The organism is Pseudomonas sp. 86_A (assembly GCF_017491705.1).
In the GTDB taxonomy this organism is placed as follows: Bacteria; Pseudomonadota; Gammaproteobacteria; order Pseudomonadales; family Pseudomonadaceae; genus Aquipseudomonas; species Aquipseudomonas koreensis.
The window spans coordinates 455,864-474,580 of record NZ_JAFGYS010000001.1; the positions used below are offsets into that span (position 1 = coordinate 455,864).

Consider the following 18,717-nt stretch of genomic DNA (forward strand, 5'->3'; position numbering starts at 1 on the left):
GCCGAAGCGGGTTTAAGTGTTCAATACTACTATTCAGGCTGGCACTTTTTCTGAAGCGCCAAAAATGCGCCTTTTGATAAACATTTTAATCGGAACAACAATGTATCGATCAAATGCCAGCGAGTACAAAACTGCGGCAACAATATAGAAAGGCCACGAATGAACGGTATCAAGCTGATAGTATTGACTTGTTACAGCTGATGGCTTTATAACACCAAAGACACAGAGCAGGACATTCAAAACAAAAAATCCGAACAGGTGATGCAGCAATATAGGAAAGGAGTTCTCACCTATATAACCGAGAATTTTGGCGAACGACTTGTTGCTAGATACAATTTGAGCTATCCCGTAAAAAAACGCTATCCCCAACACGCTGCCGAACACTGGCAAATAATTTGCTTGGTATTTTGAAACCTGCATCCAAAAATCAAGATTCCCGGAGAACACAAGCAGCTGTTGCTGCACCACATATATCGCAGCCAACACGAGCACATTGCTGAAAAAACGTTGAATATTATACCTGGCGACAACCGAGCCTAGGTAATAGAAAAACATCGCAAACATAAAGCGATATAAGACTATCTTGTCAAGTGGAGCATAGTTTTCAGCATACATTTTCATGCTGTAAATCACTGCTAGAAAAGCAAGCAATAAATACAAGCAGAAAAAAACTATTGACACCACCTTTTCGCCGAACCCTTCAAATAAAACAGCCAAGCGAGAGTGGATAACAGAGAAATACACCTTCACAAAAAACAGGCAGGGAATAAACCAATAAGCAGAAGTAAACTTATACGCCCCACCCGTTGTGAATTGATTACCGATCAAGAGTTCAAGGCTGAACGGCTGAGCGAAAGCATCGAAACCGATACGAGAAATAACCCAGCAGACGACAGCATAAAACAAATAGAAAGCAGTCGAGTACAACAGCAATGCTCTTACATTCTTAGTTATAGTGGATATGACGCCATCAACTTTATACTCAGAAAAAAACAAACCGGAAACAAAGAAAAATAACGGCATATGAAAAGAATAAGGTGCGAAGGCGACCATTGTCGCCCCGCTACTTGCATGCCCAGAAACAACCAACAATATTCCCAGACCGCGCAGAACATCAACGCTCAAATCCCTGTTTTTCACTAACCCTCTCCACATCACAAACGATCGATAGCAATCCTGTAGGTCGCGATGATATGGAGAGATTGATTCTGATGCTATAGCTGGTTATCAGTAGTCATGGGCTCAGGAAGATCTCCCCCACGAAGCCGTTCGCGGTTGCGGTTGCGGTTGCGGTGCCGATGTCCATGCCACGCCGATCTGTCCGGCCGTACATTCGCCGCGTGCCTCACCCCAAATCGTTCGGGCAAGGATGTCGCGGTCTTTATCGGTTGCAGTCATCACTTTTCTCCAGGCAAAAAAATACCCGCCGGATGGCGGGTTTCGTTGATCGTGTCGGATCACATCGTTTCGGCGGCGCTCAGCATTGGCGCGGCCACAATCTCAGGGACCGGAGGTTCTGCTGGCCACACGGGAGCCTGATACCAGGTTGGCTGAACCGTGATCTTGCCCAGCGCGAATTTGTAAGCCTTCCAGGCTTTCAGCGTGATGAGCAGTGAAGCCTGTTCGGCAACATCCTCATCAGTTGCCTCCCCTGCTTCAATCCCGAAGCCAATCGTGTCGACTCGATCCTGAATGCGGGCAATCTGTGACACTGCAGTGCTGTTGCGGGCCGCAAGCTAGGCTTTTGCCAGAGCAAGCGCCTCAGCAGCCAGAACAGAATCCTTCATCGCCTTGGTGACCACTTTGCTCCAATCGATATTCATTCGGCAGCCTCCACGGCAAGAGCAGGATCTGACAATGGCTGAGGCAGGTTCACAGCACCGTCAGGAACATCGAGCAGCGGCTCAGGATATGCCTGCTCTGGACTGAAGTTGATAGGAAGCGGCAAGAATATAGTCAGCGCCAGCTTGCCATCGACGCGATCGACCTGGCCTGCAAACCATTGCGAGTTGATCTCGGTTGCCGGCAAGGTGTCACCGTCTGCCAGTGGCGAGAAGTCGAACACCTCGCCATTGATCTCAAGCGAATCACCGCTTCGTATAACGCTCAGGGTGTTGTCGCTCCGTAAAGGGCACAATTCAATCCTCATCAGAACCACCTCCCAATTGCGAAAATATTGAAAATAATGCTGGACGTGACCGTCGATGCAGCAGGAGAAGCCAGGAAAACACTGAAAGTATTGCCATTGGTTGCATCTGCCCCAGGGCACCACGCTGCGCGACCTGCGACAGAGGGATCTCGCACTTGAACGAACAGCAGCGGTGCAGCGGCGAACGCTGCGGGCGTATTCCCTACCACCCGACCTGCATATCGGTTCGCTGCCACCGCGCTCCAGCTCAAGGTCAGGTTCAACGACTGCACGGTGATCATCAGCCCGGAGGCAAACTTCACCCAGGAGCCGGCAGCGCTCGATCCGAATTCAAAGATCGCGCCTGTGGGAACGCCACCGCTTTGAGAGACCGTGCCTAAAATCGCGGCGATCGCCGCACTGCCCAGCCCAAGGCCAGTACGGGCATCTGCAGCATTCTTACCACCGGTTCCGCCCTGAGCGAGAGACAGCGCTGTCGTCAGATTTGACAAGGAAGTGATGTCGCTGTTGGCGCCCGACTTGGCCGAGCCAAGGGTTGATCGCGCAGCGCCCGCATCCGCAGCACCCAACAATCCCTCAATGAAAATTGAAAGATTGTCGATTCCGGTGCCGCCCTTGCTGGCCGGCAAAATGTCGTAGTTGCCAGTGGTGCCGAGCGCCGCCAGCTTCTCCCCGTAGTCATTGAGGATGGCGCGCACTTGGTCGGACAGGTCCTTTTGGTATCCCTGCACAGGCATGATCGAGTAAAAACCGCCAGCCACTGTCTGGCCTTCGTAGTTCGGCGAGATCGACAGAGCGGTATTGCTGGCGATGTTGGTCACCTCATACCAGCGACCGTCCGGCCCGCGAAAGCCGTCGCCGACCCGGCTGTTGGCAATGAAAGCAGTACCTGCACCGATCACCGCATTGGAATTTTGGACGACAGAAACCGTCCCGGTTTTGTACCAGGGCATGGCGTGTTCCTATTGATTGGTTTAGACCGCCTGCTTCGCAAAGACTGACGGCAGGAAAAAGGCGAATGGGTTGTTGGCTGCAACCGTGACTGCGTAGAGCGTGTTCCCTGAGAAATCCCATGTGCAATACAACTGCCTTGGGATCGGCCCACCAGAAACCATGGTCATTCCAAAATTATTGATGAGCATGAATTCGTTTTGGGGAAAGCTGAACGGCACAGAGTAGTAATTTCGGTACAGGCCCTGATCATCCTGATCCGATTTAATGTATGTCCAGCTCTGGAAAGAACGCGTAAATATGGCGTTAGGCGTTCCGGAGTCGAACAGCATCTTTCCGGTTCCGTCCCAAAGCCGCATGCCGTACTGGGCGACAGCTTGTGCGGCAAACGCGGCCACGAAATAGCGGCCGTTCGGCTGAGCAGTGGCGCTGCTGTAAGTCCGAACATAGAACCCAGTCCAGTTCCCGGCCGATCCTATCAACCGCACATTGCTCAGACCTGCAATTAGAGCGCTGTTGTCCGGGCGGACAAAAACCAGCGGCGGCTCTTGCGATGTCACCGGCCTATCGAAGTAAGTTGTCGAGCCCATACCGCCTTCTTCAGTCGGTGCATATCTCCCGCTGGCAATGACCATCAACCGGGCAAACTCGGAATCGATGGTCACCACGTTGCTGTTGTTTGTGAATTGAAGGCCGTATCCCGCCATCAGTTGAACCTCATCACGATTAGTCTCATCGTCCCCGAAGCGATTGTGCTGGCGTACCCTCGCGTGTGGTTGTAGACCCTTGCCAGGTTGTCGACGAGTTCAGTTTCGAACTGCTGTTGTTGGTTGGTATACGTACCGATTGGGATCACAATCGCACAGCCGTTCGCCGGCCCAACACCGGGGACCGAAAAGTCCTGGTTGGTCTTCGCCGCGTTAGTGAAAGTCACCAGCGTCGACAACACTACCCGAATGGTGAAAGAGTTCTCATCGACCTGAAGGGCGCCGTCGGCGCCCCAAATCCGCATTCCGTGTGCCATTTATCACCCCAAATAGCCGAGACGAACGCGCAGCACGTTGTTGGCGTCATAAACCGAAACGTTCAGCGAGTTAATCACCAGTCGCCCCTGACCTGGCACGATGCCGTTGATTTCAAGCGTTCCGTCTTTGTTGAGAATCCAGCCTTGCTGGCCGGCGATGTAATTGGTGGAGCTGATGTAGCTGCCGATCTTGGCGTTGGTGATCGTTCCGTCGGCGATAAACGCCGAGTTCATGAACACCTGCCCACCCTGAACCGCAAACGGCACCGAGATGGCACCGCCGGCAATCGTATTGACGATGGCAAACCGGTCAGCTGCGACGAGAAACTGGCTTTGCAATCCAGCAGCAGTATTCTCAATGCCGAGACCAATACCCGCTGCGATGTACTGGCCAGTGCCTGAGTTGTACTGCATCTTCACCGACCAACTTGCGGTGATCTTTCCATTCACGTCGTTGACGATCGACGTGTTCTGTTCAATCGCCGTTTGTTGGTTTCCTACAGTGGTGCTCAGCTGGCTCAACTGCTGCGCAGTGGCTTGCTGATTTGTAACCACCACCTCTTCCAGTTCGGTGATGTTCGCCGCGTTCTCTCCGATTTTCGCGTCGAACGTCGTTACGCGCCTTGCCATTGCCTCGTTCTCGGAGGCTCGAACCTTCGATTCGGACGCAAGCGAAGCGGTGCTGGTGTAGCTTTTGATCGCGTCCGCGAGATCGCCTGCGCCGTCGTCGTCTCGATAAGAGGCGCGAAGGGCTTCGAAGGCCGTGGCCTGGGCAGTAACAACGCCATCGATCTCAATGATCTCGGCGGTGTTTGTCGCCACCTGCTGAGCAAGGCCATTTACCGTTCCCACCGTCTGACCAACGTCCAGCCAGTAGAGCGGGTTTGGCGGTGGTTTATCGACTGGTACCGGGCCGGTAGCCTGATAAATACGCTTGCCCTGCACCACCAGGTCGTACTCTTCATAGGTGGCTTCTGGGTCGTAACCCTTCAATCCGTCGAGCGCATCGATCTGAGCCTGAAGGCCGGGGATCTTGTCGATTTCGTCGAGCAGATCCTGACCCAACTCCGTGCGGCCGATCTCGCCGGCGATCATCTCCAGAATTGCCGCCGCATCCGCGCTCGACTGCCCCTGCACACCCATGCCGATCGGATACCACGGCCCGATGTTGCCGATTTTGTCGACGATCCGTCCCCAGAAGTAGAACGTCACGCCAGCGCGAAGGCCGAGCATGGAGAAGTCACTTTGCGGATAGACCAGGTCTGTCAGCTTCGTTGCCGCATCAAGCTGCGTCGTGGGTCCATACCAGATTTCAGTCCGCTGGCTATCCTCCGCGCCAGCAGGGAAACCCCACTTCAGGTAGATGCCGAACAACAGCGGCGTTGCCGTCAGATAGCTGAGCGCCGGCGGCAGCCCCTGCTTACCCTTCAAGTTGGTCAGGATCGAATTGCGCCATTGCGACGAGATATCGAACGCACTTACCGCCCGCACCTGGGCCACGTAGACACCGGCGTAGATGCCGACGACGTCCACATTGGTCATGCCGGTACGCTGGACCTTGATCCAGTTGCCGCTGTCCTTGCGCCATTCCACGTCATAGCCGACTGCGCCATCCACGGCGGGCCAACTGATGGTCATGGTGGCCACTGCCAAGCCCTGCACCACCGACGACGTCGATGTGAGGCTCACGCTCGCCGGCGCCGGTACGACGGTGATCGGAATCACGCTGATCGGCCGTTCTTCCAGGCGCGCGCCGGTATCGATGTGAGCGAACTTGCTCGGCTCGAACTGCAGCGCACTGATTTCGAAGTCGCCCTCGGTGGTGCGCTTGGTGCGCAGCACGCGGTATAGCGGGATCGCCAAATCATCGGCGTCGAGCGCCCATTGCAGCTGCGCGACCGGTGGCTCGCTGTAGGCGACAGTCACGGTAACGGCACGGCCATTGACGCTCTGCACGGTGCGGCCCTCGGCGCGGCCTCCCGGCAGGTTGATGATCAACCGGTCGCCGGCCTTGGCCTGGGTATCGCGATCAAGCGTCACCACGCGGCCAGCCGCTGACGAGATCCGCCCGCCGACCTCCCGCCCGGCCAGCAGCGAGTCAGCCACCGGAATGATGTGACCAGGCAGCGGAATAACGCCCTCCATGCCAGTCTTGAACGATACGGTGCGGTCTTGGTTGTTGCTCAAGATCGCCCACTTGCCGCGGCGCTGGGCCTCGGAAGCGCGGGTGCAGCCGATGGCGCTCAGCTCGGTCGGCCGGTCGCCGTAGCGGCGCTGCAGTTCCAGATCCGCGAACGGAATGACGTCGGTGTCGTAGTTGTTGGCCGGGTTGTCGTAGCTGACCAGTGCCCGGGTGTACCGGGTCTTTGCCGAGGCGCTGCCATAGGAGAATTTGCCGTCGATCACGTTGGCCCGGGTGAAGACGTAGTCGAAGTCCTGCGCGCGCGGCATGTCGGCCTGCATCACTAGCTGGCCCTGCGCCCAGTAGGTCATGCCCCGGTAGATCGCCGAGATATCACGCAGCAGCGACCAGGCGTCGGCCTTGCCCTGCAAGTTCATGTCGCAGAGAAAGCGTGGCTCGGTTCCACCCAAGCCGTTCGGCACCAGTTGGTCGCAATACTGGGCAATCCGGTACAGCTCCCACTTGTCGACCATGAACGGTTTGATGCGCTTGCCCAGGCCGAAACGCTCTTCGGTGCAGATCCCGTAAGTGATCCACGCCGGGTTATTGGTCCAGGCCGACTTCATCGACCCGTCCCACGTACCGGTGTAGGTCCGGGAGATCGGGTCATAGTTGCTCGGCACCATCCAGCGCCGGGCTTTGCACTTCACCGTCACGGCCGGAATGTTGGTGAACTGCTCGGCGTCAAATTCGATGTAGAGCAGCGCGGTGTTCGGATAGCGCAGCTTTGCGTCGATGACTTCGGTGTAGCCGGCCACCAGCATGGTGTCGGCGACCTTGTTGCTGTTCTGGTTCGGCGTCAGGCGGCGCACGCGGATCTGCCAGCCAGTGGTGGCGGCCGGCAAATCGATACGGCGCGAGCGCTCGTAACGCGTAGTGGTCTTGCCATCGACGGCGTCCACCAGCACCTGCTGATAGGCGCCACCATCGGTGGCGACGTCGATCGCGTACTCGATACGGTAACCGCCGACATTTCCTTCATCATCGGACCGTTGCAGCGCCGGCCACGCCAGGCGCATGCGCACCGCCGACAACTGGGTGTTGCTGATCGAGCGCACCCACGGCGCATCACTGCGCAACTCGATGTTCAGCGAGGTCTCATTCTCCACCGACGGAATGCCTGGGATATAGGTCTGATCTACCGAGCCCGGGCGCCAGTCCCACTTCACGTTCGGGAAGTTGTAGTTGCCGCTGGCATCGCGGATCGGCGTGTTGTCCAGGTAGATGTCGTAATCGGTTGGGACGCTGTCGAACTCACCCTCGCCTACGGCGATCAGCAGTTTCGCCAGGTTGGTCGAGCGCAGGCTGTCGCTGGCTTCGACCGGCGATTTCGGCTTGCTGCTGCCGCCCTTCTCACCGTAAATCTCGATCTGTTCCGCTGCGCCCATGCTTTCCTCCAGGCGAAAAAAAGCCCGCTCAATGGCGGGCATCTTGTTGTTGCTGGTGCGCTATGCAGCGTCGAGCCCTAAAGTGAGCTGCAGCTGATCACGCCAATACTCAACATCATGAACAAGTCCAGGCTTCTTCCACCGAAATTTGGCGAGCTCCTTTCCGCTAAGGCTTGCAACGGCTTGCGCTTCACCCAGCCTTTTGCACGCTCGATCAAACTGCTGTTTTTCATTCAGCTCGCCTCGTAACAATGCATCGATATGCAGGTCGCACCACACCGCAAAGTCATCGTTCAACCAACGAGCGAAAGCGACGGCAAGTTTGGGGTGCAACCAAGTACCCGCCATCCCTCTGACCCTAGATGTCTCCACCAATTTGAAGTCCGAATTACGGACATCAAAACCAAGGTGTCGCGACAGTGCCGCCATGTAGTTTTTCGTACTGGTGAGTTCGAGCCATTTAACGGGCTTTTTACCGTATCGCTTCGCCACATCAGTGGCATTAATCCAGCCCTCGCTATTAAAGCGGACAGCCTGACCTTCGTAGTGAAATGGGATGACGTTGTTCATGGTGAGCTCCTTCCGCCTGGAAAGTTGTGCAGGCAGAGGCGTAGGCGGAGCGAAACCGACCCTTTTCGGTAGCGAACCTAGCCTGCACGGGTATCCCCTTAGGGATTCTTGGGCACAAAAAAGCCCCGGTGCGCAGAAGCGCTTCCGAGGCTTATTTACTGCCCGGATGACCTGTCGATCATTTCCGGTTCAGGGTGTCGGTTTCCCGACTATTTTCTGTCTCGGCGCTGGTGAGAATTTTCGATCTCAAACGCCAATAACTGTATTTCTGGAACGTATAAGGTTTGTGTGAGTCGGGCGGCGACAGGTCCGAACAACTTCGGGGGCGCGTACTTTCGGACACAAAAAAAGCGCTCAAGGCGCTTTAGATACTTCTGTCACATCATGGCGAAATGGTGCCATTTTTCCCTACTTTTTGTCAAAGCCCCCACCGAGCGCTTTTCAGCAGGCACAAAAAAAGCGCCTTTAAGCGCCCTACTTACTAAAATGTCCACATTGCCTGAAAAGTACCGACAATGGGTCAACTTGTCAATGGATCACACTTTGTCTTCGGCCAAGATCGAGGCCGAGATGATCATCCCACCCCACCGGCGTTCGCCGATGCAGATCGGTACCGGGTTGCCGCTGGCCGTGGTGTTCTTGCCGCTGCCGAAGGCGTAGGACGGTGCGTTTTCCGGGGAAGCGCTTTGCTTGAGGCCCTTCGCTTGAGGGCTGAGCATCTGAATCACGCCACCAGCCACCAGTCCAGCACCCAACTGCACAGCCCAGGGCTGGCCGAAGTACGAGCCGGCCACGACCAGAACTGCGCCGATGATCGTTTGAAGAAGGCCCGCTCGCTTGCTACCGGAAATGACGGGGACGATACGAATCTCTTGGGTACCGCCGAGGCCGAAGTCTTTTTCAGCCACGTTTTTCCGGTTTCTGAAAATCGCAAAACGCATCCCTTTGCGCTCAAGATCTTTAATGGCGCCTTCGAATCCTTCGATGGTGCACTTCAACGCCTTGAATGCCTCGCCAACGGACTTGCTGCCAAGCTCGCGCTGATGGACACGACCAAACAGCTTAATAAGCGGGCCTGAAAGAAGAATGGTCGTCATGGCTGGGTTGTTGCTTGCCGTCGCTGCCACAGCTTTCTCCGGTCATAAAAAAACCGCCCGTGGGCGGCTTTGTCATTGCATCGTGGGTGATAAATCCATGCTCATTGATGAGTCGATGGATATCCTGAATTTCTTTGTTGCACCAGTCTTTATGTTGGCTTCTCGCTCTTTAAGCCCGCTACCGCATGATGATGCGCCGACGATGTGCTCACCGGCGGCGACGTAGAACTTTGCAGTTTCACCAGAACCAATCTCGGCAGCTTTTCGCCCGTCGATGCTCACGGATGTGTTGCAGCCGCTACCGACAAAACCGGAATCACGGGTAACGATCAAGACTGCGTCACCGGAGGCCGGCTTCTGATACGCGAACAGGCGCGAGCTCGGCACAGGGTCAGCCTTTCCAGATGGCACCGGCGAAGTTGCACACCCCGCCAACAGCGCCAACGCCAGCGCTCCTATCAAAATCCGCATATTTACTCCTTGTGGTCTCGCATGGTGAAGGTGAAGAAATAGAACGAGATTTTTTCGTTCTCAATATCCCTCAGCTCGTACCTGATTTTATCCAGACCATCGTCGATGCGAGTCACAACGAGGTCCATGAATTGGGTCAGTCCGCCACCGAAACCGCTTAGGTTCAGTGCGCTGACGTCATGAAAAACAGCCGTTACACCCTCTGTCTCTGGGTCTTCCGAGGAAGACATAGTCAGCGTGAGGTTGTATTTGAAATCCACCATTTCGAGATTCATCGCAGCTACGCAATTGTGCTCGAAAAAGAGTTCGTTTAAGCGAAACAGCTCCATTTACGGCTCCGACTGCAGATCGGCTGAAGCACGCAGCGCTACTGCTCCAATACCAATTACAGTTGCGCTTGTGGTTTCGAGTCAGGGATCGACCTTCTCATCGAAAACTATTTGATACTGTTTTCTACCAGTGCCCTCAAGCAGGTCCTTCAGAGCTTGGGCTCGACGATCTAAGCAAGCTTTAAAACCTGAGCTTTCAGGGGGGCCGAATCTAGGCAAGGGTCACGATTATCGAGTGGTTGCCTCTTTGGAGAACACCCCGCCAACAGCGCTACCGCCAACGCCCCTACGATCAATTTCATTCAGTTCACTCCTGTGGAAATGCTGGCAATGTAACACCCGCTGGAAGCGTGCAAAAATTTGTGCACCGAAAGGGTCAGGGTGCTGCTGTATGTGCGTGAGGGCTCGCAGGAACCGACTCCATATAGGCTTTTATGCAGATCAGCTTCGCCGACTTCATAAAGTCCTTAAGATCGTTCTGCCTTTCTTCAGCAGTGTCTCGTACGGGGTAGGTAAGCACCATTCGTGACAAACTTTCCCGCATGCTTTTTCTCGCCGCTGATGGCACTTCATATTGGTCTCGATCAAAATAAGGCGGCTCATTTGCCTGCCTGCCGAGCATTATCGCGCCAGCGTCGAGGGCTAGTTGCGAACAATGGTCTATTTCGCCACGACTAAAAACTATCTTCCCACCGTCATCAGTCCAAGCCATTGCAGATGGGGAGCTGAGCAAAACAGCGCATGCAAGTGCAGTAGTTAGAAGCTTGTCGAGCATTGCGATTCATCGTCTGAAAAAAATGAGATTATCATTCGACGGTCTTTGCCTCCACCACGGAAAACTCTTCGACATTATGTGCTTAATCCTGCCCCCCTGTGCCTGAGAATCAGGCGTGTTCGGTCCAGCCACGGGCCACCGAAAACAATGACCTCCGACGGCCTGCCATACAAGTGATGCAACACAAACGGGCCGGGGCCGAAGGTCGCGGCATCCTCGCCGGACAACGCTGGATCGGCGCCGAGAAAAATCCCGGCGTGGTTCGGGTAAACCGTCCGTCCCACCTCCATCACAATCATGTCGCCGCGCTGCGGCTGGTCGACCCGATAGAAGCCGGCGGCTTCGCAGTTCGCCTCGTACAGACTGGTGTTGTCTTTGCTCTCCCACCAGCCGTCGGCGCGCTTGAAGGCTTCGAACTCCAGCCCCCACTCGCGCTTGTACCAGTCGGCGCAGACCTGCCAGCAGTCCCACGCGCCGTGGACGAAGGGCCGCTTCAGCAGCGGCACCTCGCCGGACGGTGTGATGGTTCGCAGATCGCCCTCGGGCCAACTGAGGAAGTGCCACGGCATGGCCGTCGCCTCGCACATGGCCAGGTCGCGCGGTGACGGGCGACTGGTGGCATCCGGATGCGAGTGCACCACGCCGATCACCTCGCCGAGGTCCTACGCTGCCGCGTATTCCTCCGGGTCGATCCGGAATTCTTCGTTCGGCTCGGTCGAGATGTTGCGGCACGGGTAATACTGCTGTTTGCGGCCCACGGCGATCAACAGGCCGCAGCACTCTTTCGGGTACTCGGCCGCCGCGTGCGCCTGGATCGCGTTCAAAATGTGTTTACGCACATCAGCTCCGTGCGATCAGCGAAACGGCCGGGAAGCCGCCGAAAGACAGCGGGTTGCCCTCGCCGAAGCGTGGGATGCAGCCCCTACCCAGTGTTGCGTCGCACTCGTCCAATTCCGGGTTATCGGTTACGACGCCATCCTTGGTCATGTACGGGCCGGTGTAGCCGCAGTTCGGCCCGCGGTAGCCGCCGGTGAGGCACCAGTGGCAGAGGGTCGTGGCCTGCCGCCCAATCGACTCGTTGCCGACATCGCCCGGGCTGGCAAGCTCCCAACTGACGTTTTCTCCGTCCTCGTTCGTTTTCTGGTCGATGTACCAGACCTCGATCGTCTCTTGGGTTGGGTCTGCCTTTGGGTTGCCGGCCGGGAAGTTCGCCGCGTCCAAGTAGGTGCCCAGCGTGTGACGCATCGTCAGCTTGAACTCGAGCAGATCCTCGAACGCCAGACAGAGCGCGGTGATGCGCCCGTTGACGTTGCCGACCGACAGCGTGGGCCGAACGGCTGTGCCGTCACCGTTTGCCTCAATGCCGTCGATCTGCATCGGCCAGGCGCTGTACTCGTTGCCCTGCCAGTAGATCGCCTTCGCCGGCAGTTGGTCGGCATTGTCGCCTGCGGCAATCAGCTCGGCCGCCGTGTGCGGTATCGCGTGCCCGTGGAAGTGCAGCACGTCCGCGCCATAGTCCGTGCAGTCCAATTCAAAGAGCAGCACTTCGCTGCCAGGCTCAAGCACCTGGATATCACTGATCAGCGGCATGATTGCCCCTTATGGTTGGAATGCCCGCTCGAACGTGGCGGTGAGTTTGAAGACTCCGCCGCCCATTGGTGTGGGAGCGGGATTTTTGCAGGTGAACAGGCCGAGTTCGCCGAGCGGCGTTGTCCAGAGAAACGCTTTCGCGCCGGCGTGCCGGTCGAGGAACTTCATGATCTCCAGCACCGTGGTCTTTTGGCCGCCACCCCCGCCCGGGGCTTGTGTCCCTGAAGCCCTTGGCCACAGATGAGGTGCGCTTTCGCGCAGTGATTCCGCCCATTCGACCGGGGTCAGAGGGGTCTTGCCGTCTTTGCCGAGGATGACCTGGCCGGATTCATCAACGGCGACCGCTTCGCCCTCTTCGTTCAGCGAGAACACGCCCTTGGCGCGCAGGATGATGTCGTCCGTTGCTTCAGGAAGTGCGCCGGCCTTGAGTGCTGCCCCGCGTACCGAGTCGCCCAGTACTTTGCACTGGAACTTGGCGGCGAATGCTTCGGCCTTCTCTGCTCGGGTGGTGAGGGCCTTCAACTGCTTGTCGTTGTCCGCACGCAAACGCTCGGTGCGTCGATTGAAGATTTCGTCCACCTTGCCCTCAGTCAGCAGCTTGGTTTCTTCGTCTTGGCCGGCCCGGCTGAGCAAGCCTTTGACGGCGTCGATGTCGATGCCTTCGAACTGGGTTTCAAACTGCGTCAGCTTGCCGGTGGTTTCCTTCAGCTTGCCCAGCAATTCGGAGTTCTTGGTTTTCAGACCAGATACGGAGCCTCAACGGCAGTCGCGATAGCGGCCTTGATTGCCGGGTTTTCCAGGTCGATTTCGTTTTCTTCTGCCACGTTGATGCACCCCTTGGGTATGTGATGCCCGCTTTGCAGGCATAAAAAAACCGCCGAAGCGGTGGGAATTTAAAAATTGACCGTTAGGCTGTATGAGCTGCCCCAGAGAGCAGAACCACTCAGCAACGAGAAAAAGATGAGACGTGTATTTCGAATTAAGGCAAATAACGGCGCTACAGAAAAAAACCGGACATCTGAGGCCATATACGCAGCATTCATAACGGGCTTGGTGGCAGCTGTCGGAGCGGGGCTAACATGGTTTGCCAGCCACGAATCTACGAAGCAGGTCGTTGCTCAGAGCTGTATCCAAAGAATTGATAATCAAGAAATGAAAATTCGAGAAAAAACCGAGGTATTTCTGGGAAATATTGCAGACTTAATCAGTAGAGGGGCCAACGAAAAGCTGTCCTTCGCTGAATCGAGACCTGATGCAGAGAAAGTCATTCGTTCGGGATTTGAGTTAATTGCATATGCACCGCCAGAAATGGCTAATTCAGCGCTCAAAGTGACAATCGCCGTGAAAGCGATGCTGGATGTCCAGAGCAAAGCTGAGGTCGATGCAGTTGCACTGCAAAGCAAAATTGCCATGACCGAATGGCCGATTCAGTTCTTTGGCCTAATGGACAAGTTTCGGGACCAGAAAGCTAAATGCCAACGATGAAATACTTATGAAAGCGATGCTCTTTCGAAAGCCAGAGGTTCTACAGCCTTCATCTGCGCAAGAGTGAGCGGCGCAAAGTTGCGATCAAGCTGCAGCTCCGCGAAGCGCTCAACACTCAGACCGCCCTCGCGGAAAAGCTGTGCCCGCACCAGCCCGATTGCCACATCGTGAAACGATGCAGGCTGTAGCTGAAGCCAGTGGTAATAGGCGAAGCTCGCACTGACTTGCCCTGCTCCACCTGCGCCCACCGCCGCCCGGGTAGCGCCCTTAGCGAACATCTCACTGAGCTTGGTCAGCAGGACGAACGTGGTACGGCAATTGGGGTGAAACGGTGGCCTCGGACCGGAATCGACCGGAAACCGTCGTGTATCCATCGACCGGCACTGCTGGCTGGTCTTGCTGTCCAGCGTGGCGACCATCTCGACTTCGGACACGATGTCCGTATTGGCCTTGGCCACCTCCATGCGCGCCTGAGACGACACATGCTGGATTGCGGTATGCACGACCGTGCTTGCGTTGCGGTTGGTGGTCGCAAGAATGCCGTCCTTGTATCCGGCCAGCTTAGTGCCGCGGATGTTGCGGATGATCTGGAAGTTCGTTTGCCCTTCGAAGAAGCCCTGCCGGATCGTGCCGGTGACGCGCTCGCGCTCGGCACTGGTCCAGCCCTTGATGAACGACTTCAGCAGCTTGCCGCCACCGGTGCCGCGCACACTGAGGGGATTGGTCAGCACCGCGGTGCGGATAGCCGCCGCCGTGGTCGCAACCACATCCAACGAGACACCCACCGGCGCCGACCGGGCCAGGCTCGACGCCTCAAATTCAGCCTCGTAGTTGGCGATGTCGATCAGGTCGAGGTTCAATTGCGCGGTGTAGCGGTCGAAGATGCCCAGCAACAGACTGTCGACCTCTTTCAGCAACGCTCCAGCCGCTTCACGTTGTACTCGGTCAGATCCGACTGGGTGAGCCGGTCGCGAATCGAGCGGTCGATCTCCTTCAGGAAGGGCGCAAACTTGCCGACCTCCCCAGCCTTCAGCTTTTCGAGGAAGACCGCGTGCCGGATCGTGGCGTCAAGGATTGTTTGGTTTGCCACCATCTACTTTGTCCTCGTCGTCCAGGCCCACCCCGTCGCTCTGCTCTGCCAGCTCGCCATCGATTTGCTGGTCTGTGCGTTCAGGCGCAATCAGGCCCAATTTGCGGAGGTATGCCCGAAGGTCCGCTTTGGCGAAGCCGCCGTTCTGCCAGAGTCCAACCAATGCGGTGATCATTTGCGGATCTGCCGTCAGCTCCACGAACTCCTGATTGATCTGGTGGGCGACCTTCGCATCGTCGACGCCCATGTAGGTGCAGCACCACATGATCGCCCGGGTAACCGACTCGCGCGCACCAGCGCTGACGACTCTGAAAAGGAGGGAAGCGTGAAGAAAAGGCCAAGGTCACTCGAAAAGTCACTATGGCAAAAACGACAAAGCCGCTCGAAAGCGGCTAAGTCATTGAAATATATGGTCGGGACGGAGTGATTCGAACACTCGACCCCTAGCACCCCATGCTAGTGCGCTACCGGACTGCGCTACGCCCCGACTGGTCTGAAACCTGCTCTTCATCTCGAAGAGCGCTCAAGAATATATCGCAAGCGTTTGAAAACTGGAAGTATTCAAACGCAGCTTTTTATTTCTTGAGAACCACCAGTACATCTTCAAGCTCGGCAATCATCTGGCGGATCATTTGCTTGTATTGGGTGGTGTCGTCTTTGGCTTCATCGCCGGACAAACGCAGGCGTGCGCCGCCGATGGTAAACCCCTGATCGTAAAGAAGCGCGCGGATCTGCCGGATCATCAGCACATCCTGGCGCTGATAATACCGGCGGTTTCCGCGGCGTTTGACGGGGTTGAGTTGAGGAAACTCCTGCTCCCAGTAGCGCAGCACGTGTGGTTTTACCGCACACAGCTCGCTGACTTCACCAATGGTGAAGTAGCGTTTGCCCGGGATGACGGGTAGTTCGTCGTTATGACTTGGTTCCAGCATAAGCCTCAACTCGGGCCTTCAACTTCTGCCCTGGACGAAAGGTGACCACACGGCGAGCCGTGATCGGGATTTCTTCCCCCGTTTTCGGGTTGCGGCCAGGCCGCTGGCGTTTGTCCCGAAGGTCGAAATTGCCGAAACCGGACAATTTGACCTGCTCGTTGTCTTCAAGAGCGTGCCTGATTTCCTCGAAAAACAGTTCAACCAATTCCTTGGCTTCCCGCTTGTTCAGGCCCAGCTCTTCATACAGACGTTCCGCCATCTCAGCTTTCGTCAAAGCCCCCATACGTCACTTCCTTAACGTGGCGTTCAACCTTTGTTCGAGCGAGGTGAGGATATTTTGCGTCGTCGAATTCACCTCATCGTCATTAAGAGTGCGCGATGGATGCTGCCAGGTCAAGCCAACTGCAAGGCTTTTTCTATCAGGATCAATACCTTTACCCTGATACACGTCAAACAGCCTGAGATCCGTGAGCCATTCGCCTGCATTTTCACGGATTACGTCCAGCACGGCCGAGGCCGCGACGTCTTTGTGCGCGATCAATGCAAGGTCACGACGCACTTCAGGAAAGCGCGACAACTCGTGGAATTGCGGCATTTTTCCGGACGCCACTTCCGCCAGAACCAGCTCAAAGACGAACACCGGACGATCCAGGCCCAGTGCTTTGGACAACTCAGGGTGGATTGCACCAATAAAGCCGACTTCACGCCCGTCACGTTCGATGCGCGCGGTTTGACCCGGGTGCAGCGCCGGGTGTTTGCCCGGGGCGAAAGTGAAGGAATCCAGTGCACCGGCAAAGCCCAACACCGCTTCAACGTCAGCCTTGACGTCAAAGAAATCGACCGTGTCGCGACCTTGCGCCCAGCCTTCCGGCAGGCGGCTGCCACAGACAACACCCGACAGCATCGGCTCTTGCTTCAGGCCTTCCAGTTGACCGACGAAGCGCAGACCGCTTTCGAACAGACGCACGCGATCCTGTTGACGGTTCAGGTTGTGCTGCAACGCCTTGACCAGACCCGGCCACAGCGACGAGCGCATGGCAGCCATGTCATTGGAAATCGGATTGGCCAGCAACAGCGGCTCGACGCCCGGATTGAACAGTTCGAACTGCTTCGGATCGATGAAGCTGTAGGTGATCGCCTCCTGATAACCACGGGCAACCAGCAGACGACGCAGTTCAGGCAATTCGCTGCGCGCTTCAACCTTGGCTTGTGGCGCCAGACGCGCTTGCGGGTAACGGACCGGCAGGCGGTTGTAGCCGTACAGACGCGCCAGCTCTTCGATCAGATCGACTTCCAGGCTGATATCGAAGCGATGGCTTGGCACTTCTACGCGCCACTGCCCTGCACCGTCAGCGGAAATATTCAAACCCAGGCCGCTGAGCAGACGCTCGACCTGCGCCGAATCCATTTCCATCCCCAGCATCTGGGTGATGCGTTGCGCACGCAGGGTGATCGGCGCGATCGACGGCAGGTGCTGCTCGCTGACAGTTTCGATGATCGGGCCGGCTTCGCCGCCGGTGATTTCCAGCAGCAGGCCAGTGGCGCGCTCCATGGCTTCACGGGCCAGTTGCCAGTCCACGCCACGCTCGTAACGGTGCGAAGCGTCGGTGTGCAGGCCGTAGGAACGCGCCTTGCCAGCCACAGCGATCTGGTCGAAGAACGCACTTTCGAGGAATACGTCGCGCGTGGTCGCGGACACGCCGCTGTGCTCGCCACCCATCACGCCGGCAATTGCCAGAGCGCGAGTGTGGTCGGCAATCACCAGCGTATCGTTACGCAGGCTGACTTCCTGACCGTCGAGCAAAACCAGCTTCTCGCCCTCTTCAGCCATGCGCACACGGATGCCGCCATTGATTTCGGCGAGATCGAAGGCGTGCAGCGGCTGACCCAGCTCGAGCATCACGTAGTTGGTGATGTCGACGGCAGCGTCGATGCTGCGCACTTCGGCGCGGCGCAGGCGCTCAACCATCCACAGCGGGGTCGGTTTGGACAGGTCTACGTTGCGGATAACGCGGCCCAGGTAACGCGGGCAGGCGGCAGGCGCCAGCACCTCCACCGAACGCACTTCATCGTGCACGGCAGGAATGGCCATGACCACCGGACGGGTGACCGGAGCGTCATACAGCGCGCCGACTTCACGGGCCAGACCGGCCAGCGACAGGCAGTCGCCGCGGTTCGGGGTCAGGTCGACCTCGATGCTGGCGTCTTCCAGGTCCAGATACACGCGGAAGTCTTCGCCCACCGGCGCATCGGCCGGCAGTTCCATCAGACCATCGTTGCCTTCACCGATCTGCAACTCGGCTTGCGAGCAGAGCATGCCGTTGGACTCGACGCCACGCAGCTTGGCCTTCTTGATCTTGAAGTCGCCCGGCAGCTCGGCACCGATCATGGCGAACGGAATCTTCAGACCCGGACGCACGTTTGGCGCACCGCACACGACCTGGAAGGTTTCCGCGCCATTGCTGACTTGGCACACACGCAGTTTGTCGGCGTCAGGGTGCTGCTCGGTGCTCAGCACCTCGCCCACTACAACGCCGCTGAATACACCGGCGGCCGGGGTCACGCTATCGACCTCCAGACCCGCCATCGACAGACGAGCAACCAGCTCGTCGCGACTCACCTGCGGGCTAACCCAGCCACGCAGCCATTGTTCACTGAATTTCATCCTGCTCTCCTAAGAATTC

15 protein-coding genes, 1 tRNA gene and 7 pseudogenes are annotated in these 18,717 nt (G+C 56.9%); 1 reads left to right on the plus strand and 22 read right to left on the minus strand.

Annotation, left to right across the window (positions count from 1 at the left end; translation table 11 throughout):
• Positions 1-33 precede the first annotated feature (33 nt).
• The 16 genes and pseudogenes from J5M57_RS02230 to J5M57_RS02295 form a co-directional block, all read right to left on the minus strand.
• Complete coding sequence (locus J5M57_RS02230; RefSeq protein ID WP_207848830.1) at positions 34-1,140, minus strand: acyltransferase family protein; 1,107 nt, start codon at positions 1,138-1,140, stop codon at positions 34-36.
• Between the two features lie 159 nt (positions 1,141-1,299).
• Positions 1,300-1,398 (minus strand): annotated as a pseudogene (locus tag J5M57_RS28900) (cell wall hydrolase); the annotation flags it as partial.
• Between the two features lie 59 nt (positions 1,399-1,457).
• Positions 1,458-1,823, minus strand: a pseudogene (locus J5M57_RS02235) (phage tail protein).
• Positions 1,820-2,149 (minus strand): hypothetical protein, encoded by a 330-nt coding sequence (locus tag J5M57_RS02240; RefSeq protein WP_207848829.1) that lies wholly within the window; start codon positions 2,147-2,149, stop codon positions 1,820-1,822. Before J5M57_RS02240 ends, J5M57_RS02235 begins: the two are co-directional and overlap by 4 nt.
• Positions 2,149-3,102, minus strand: a complete 954-nt coding sequence (locus tag J5M57_RS02245; protein WP_207848828.1) for a phage tail protein — start codon at positions 3,100-3,102, stop codon at positions 2,149-2,151. Before J5M57_RS02245 ends, J5M57_RS02240 begins: the two co-directional genes overlap by 1 nt.
• A gap of 21 nt (positions 3,103-3,123) precedes the next feature.
• Complete coding sequence (locus J5M57_RS02250; RefSeq protein WP_207848947.1) at positions 3,124-3,810, minus strand: hypothetical protein; 687 nt, start codon at positions 3,808-3,810, stop codon at positions 3,124-3,126.
• A complete protein-coding gene (locus J5M57_RS28905) occupies positions 3,807-4,112 on the minus strand; it encodes a hypothetical protein (RefSeq protein ID WP_243435195.1) in 306 nt (101 codons plus the stop codon). Before J5M57_RS28905 ends, J5M57_RS02250 begins: the two co-directional genes overlap by 4 nt.
• Before the next feature lie 15 nt (positions 4,113-4,127).
• Positions 4,128-7,694, minus strand: a complete 3,567-nt coding sequence (locus tag J5M57_RS02255) for a phage tail protein (protein ID WP_207848946.1) — start codon at positions 7,692-7,694, stop codon at positions 4,128-4,130.
• 60 nt (positions 7,695-7,754) lie between these two features.
• Positions 7,755-8,264 (minus strand): KilA-N domain-containing protein, encoded by a 510-nt coding sequence (locus J5M57_RS02260; RefSeq protein ID WP_039772320.1) that lies wholly within the window; start codon positions 8,262-8,264, stop codon positions 7,755-7,757.
• 536 nt (positions 8,265-8,800) lie between these two features.
• Entirely contained in the window at positions 8,801-9,361 is a 561-nt protein-coding gene (locus J5M57_RS02265; RefSeq protein ID WP_207848827.1) for a tail assembly protein, read from the minus strand.
• 72 nt (positions 9,362-9,433) lie between these two features.
• Entirely contained in the window at positions 9,434-9,832 is a 399-nt protein-coding gene (locus J5M57_RS02270) for a hypothetical protein (protein ID WP_207848826.1), read from the minus strand.
• Positions 9,833-9,834: 2 nt separating this feature from the next.
• Positions 9,835-10,161 carry a hypothetical protein gene (locus J5M57_RS02275; protein WP_207848825.1) on the minus strand — a complete coding sequence of 109 codons (327 nt, stop codon included), beginning with the start codon at positions 10,159-10,161 and terminating at the stop codon, positions 9,835-9,837.
• An 849-nt stretch (positions 10,162-11,010) separates the two neighbouring features.
• A pseudogene (locus tag J5M57_RS02280) lies at positions 11,011-11,775 on the minus strand (C40 family peptidase).
• A 1-nt stretch (position 11,776) separates the two neighbouring features.
• Entirely contained in the window at positions 11,777-12,526 is a 750-nt protein-coding gene (locus J5M57_RS02285) for a phage minor tail protein L (protein ID WP_207848824.1), read from the minus strand.
• A 9-nt stretch (positions 12,527-12,535) separates the two neighbouring features.
• Positions 12,536-12,706 (minus strand): annotated as a pseudogene (locus J5M57_RS02290) (phage tail protein); the annotation flags it as partial.
• 9 nt (positions 12,707-12,715) lie between these two features.
• Positions 12,716-13,350, minus strand: a pseudogene (locus tag J5M57_RS02295) (hypothetical protein); the annotation flags it as partial.
• 136 nt (positions 13,351-13,486) lie between these two features.
• Here J5M57_RS02295 and J5M57_RS02300 point away from each other — a divergent pair.
• On the plus strand, positions 13,487-14,011 hold the full coding sequence (locus J5M57_RS02300; protein WP_207848823.1) for a hypothetical protein: 525 nt from the start codon (positions 13,487-13,489) through the stop codon (positions 14,009-14,011).
• Between the two features lie 5 nt (positions 14,012-14,016).
• Here the strand turns inward: J5M57_RS02300 and J5M57_RS02305 are convergent.
• From J5M57_RS02305 to pheT, 6 genes and pseudogenes are all read right to left on the minus strand, one after another.
• Positions 14,017-15,104 (minus strand): annotated as a pseudogene (locus tag J5M57_RS02305) (minor capsid protein).
• A pseudogene (locus J5M57_RS02310) lies at positions 15,079-15,387 on the minus strand (hypothetical protein); the annotation flags it as partial. The pseudogenes J5M57_RS02305 and J5M57_RS02310, both read right to left, overlap by 26 nt.
• A 124-nt stretch (positions 15,388-15,511) precedes the next feature.
• A tRNA-Pro gene (locus J5M57_RS02315) sits at positions 15,512-15,588 on the minus strand.
• Positions 15,589-15,676: 88 nt separating this feature from the next.
• Positions 15,677-16,033: a MerR family transcriptional regulator gene (locus J5M57_RS02320; protein WP_003179985.1), complete on the minus strand. Its 357-nt coding sequence runs from the start codon at positions 16,031-16,033 to the stop codon at positions 15,677-15,679.
• Positions 16,014-16,316: an integration host factor subunit alpha gene (ihfA, locus tag J5M57_RS02325; protein ID WP_002553164.1), complete on the minus strand. Its 303-nt coding sequence runs from the start codon at positions 16,314-16,316 to the stop codon at positions 16,014-16,016. The genes J5M57_RS02320 and ihfA overlap by 20 nt, the downstream gene beginning before the upstream one ends.
• A 3-nt stretch (positions 16,317-16,319) precedes the next feature.
• Entirely contained in the window at positions 16,320-18,698 is a 2,379-nt protein-coding gene (pheT, locus tag J5M57_RS02330; RefSeq protein ID WP_207848822.1) for a phenylalanine--tRNA ligase subunit beta, read from the minus strand.
• Positions 18,699-18,717: the final 19 nt, after the last annotated feature.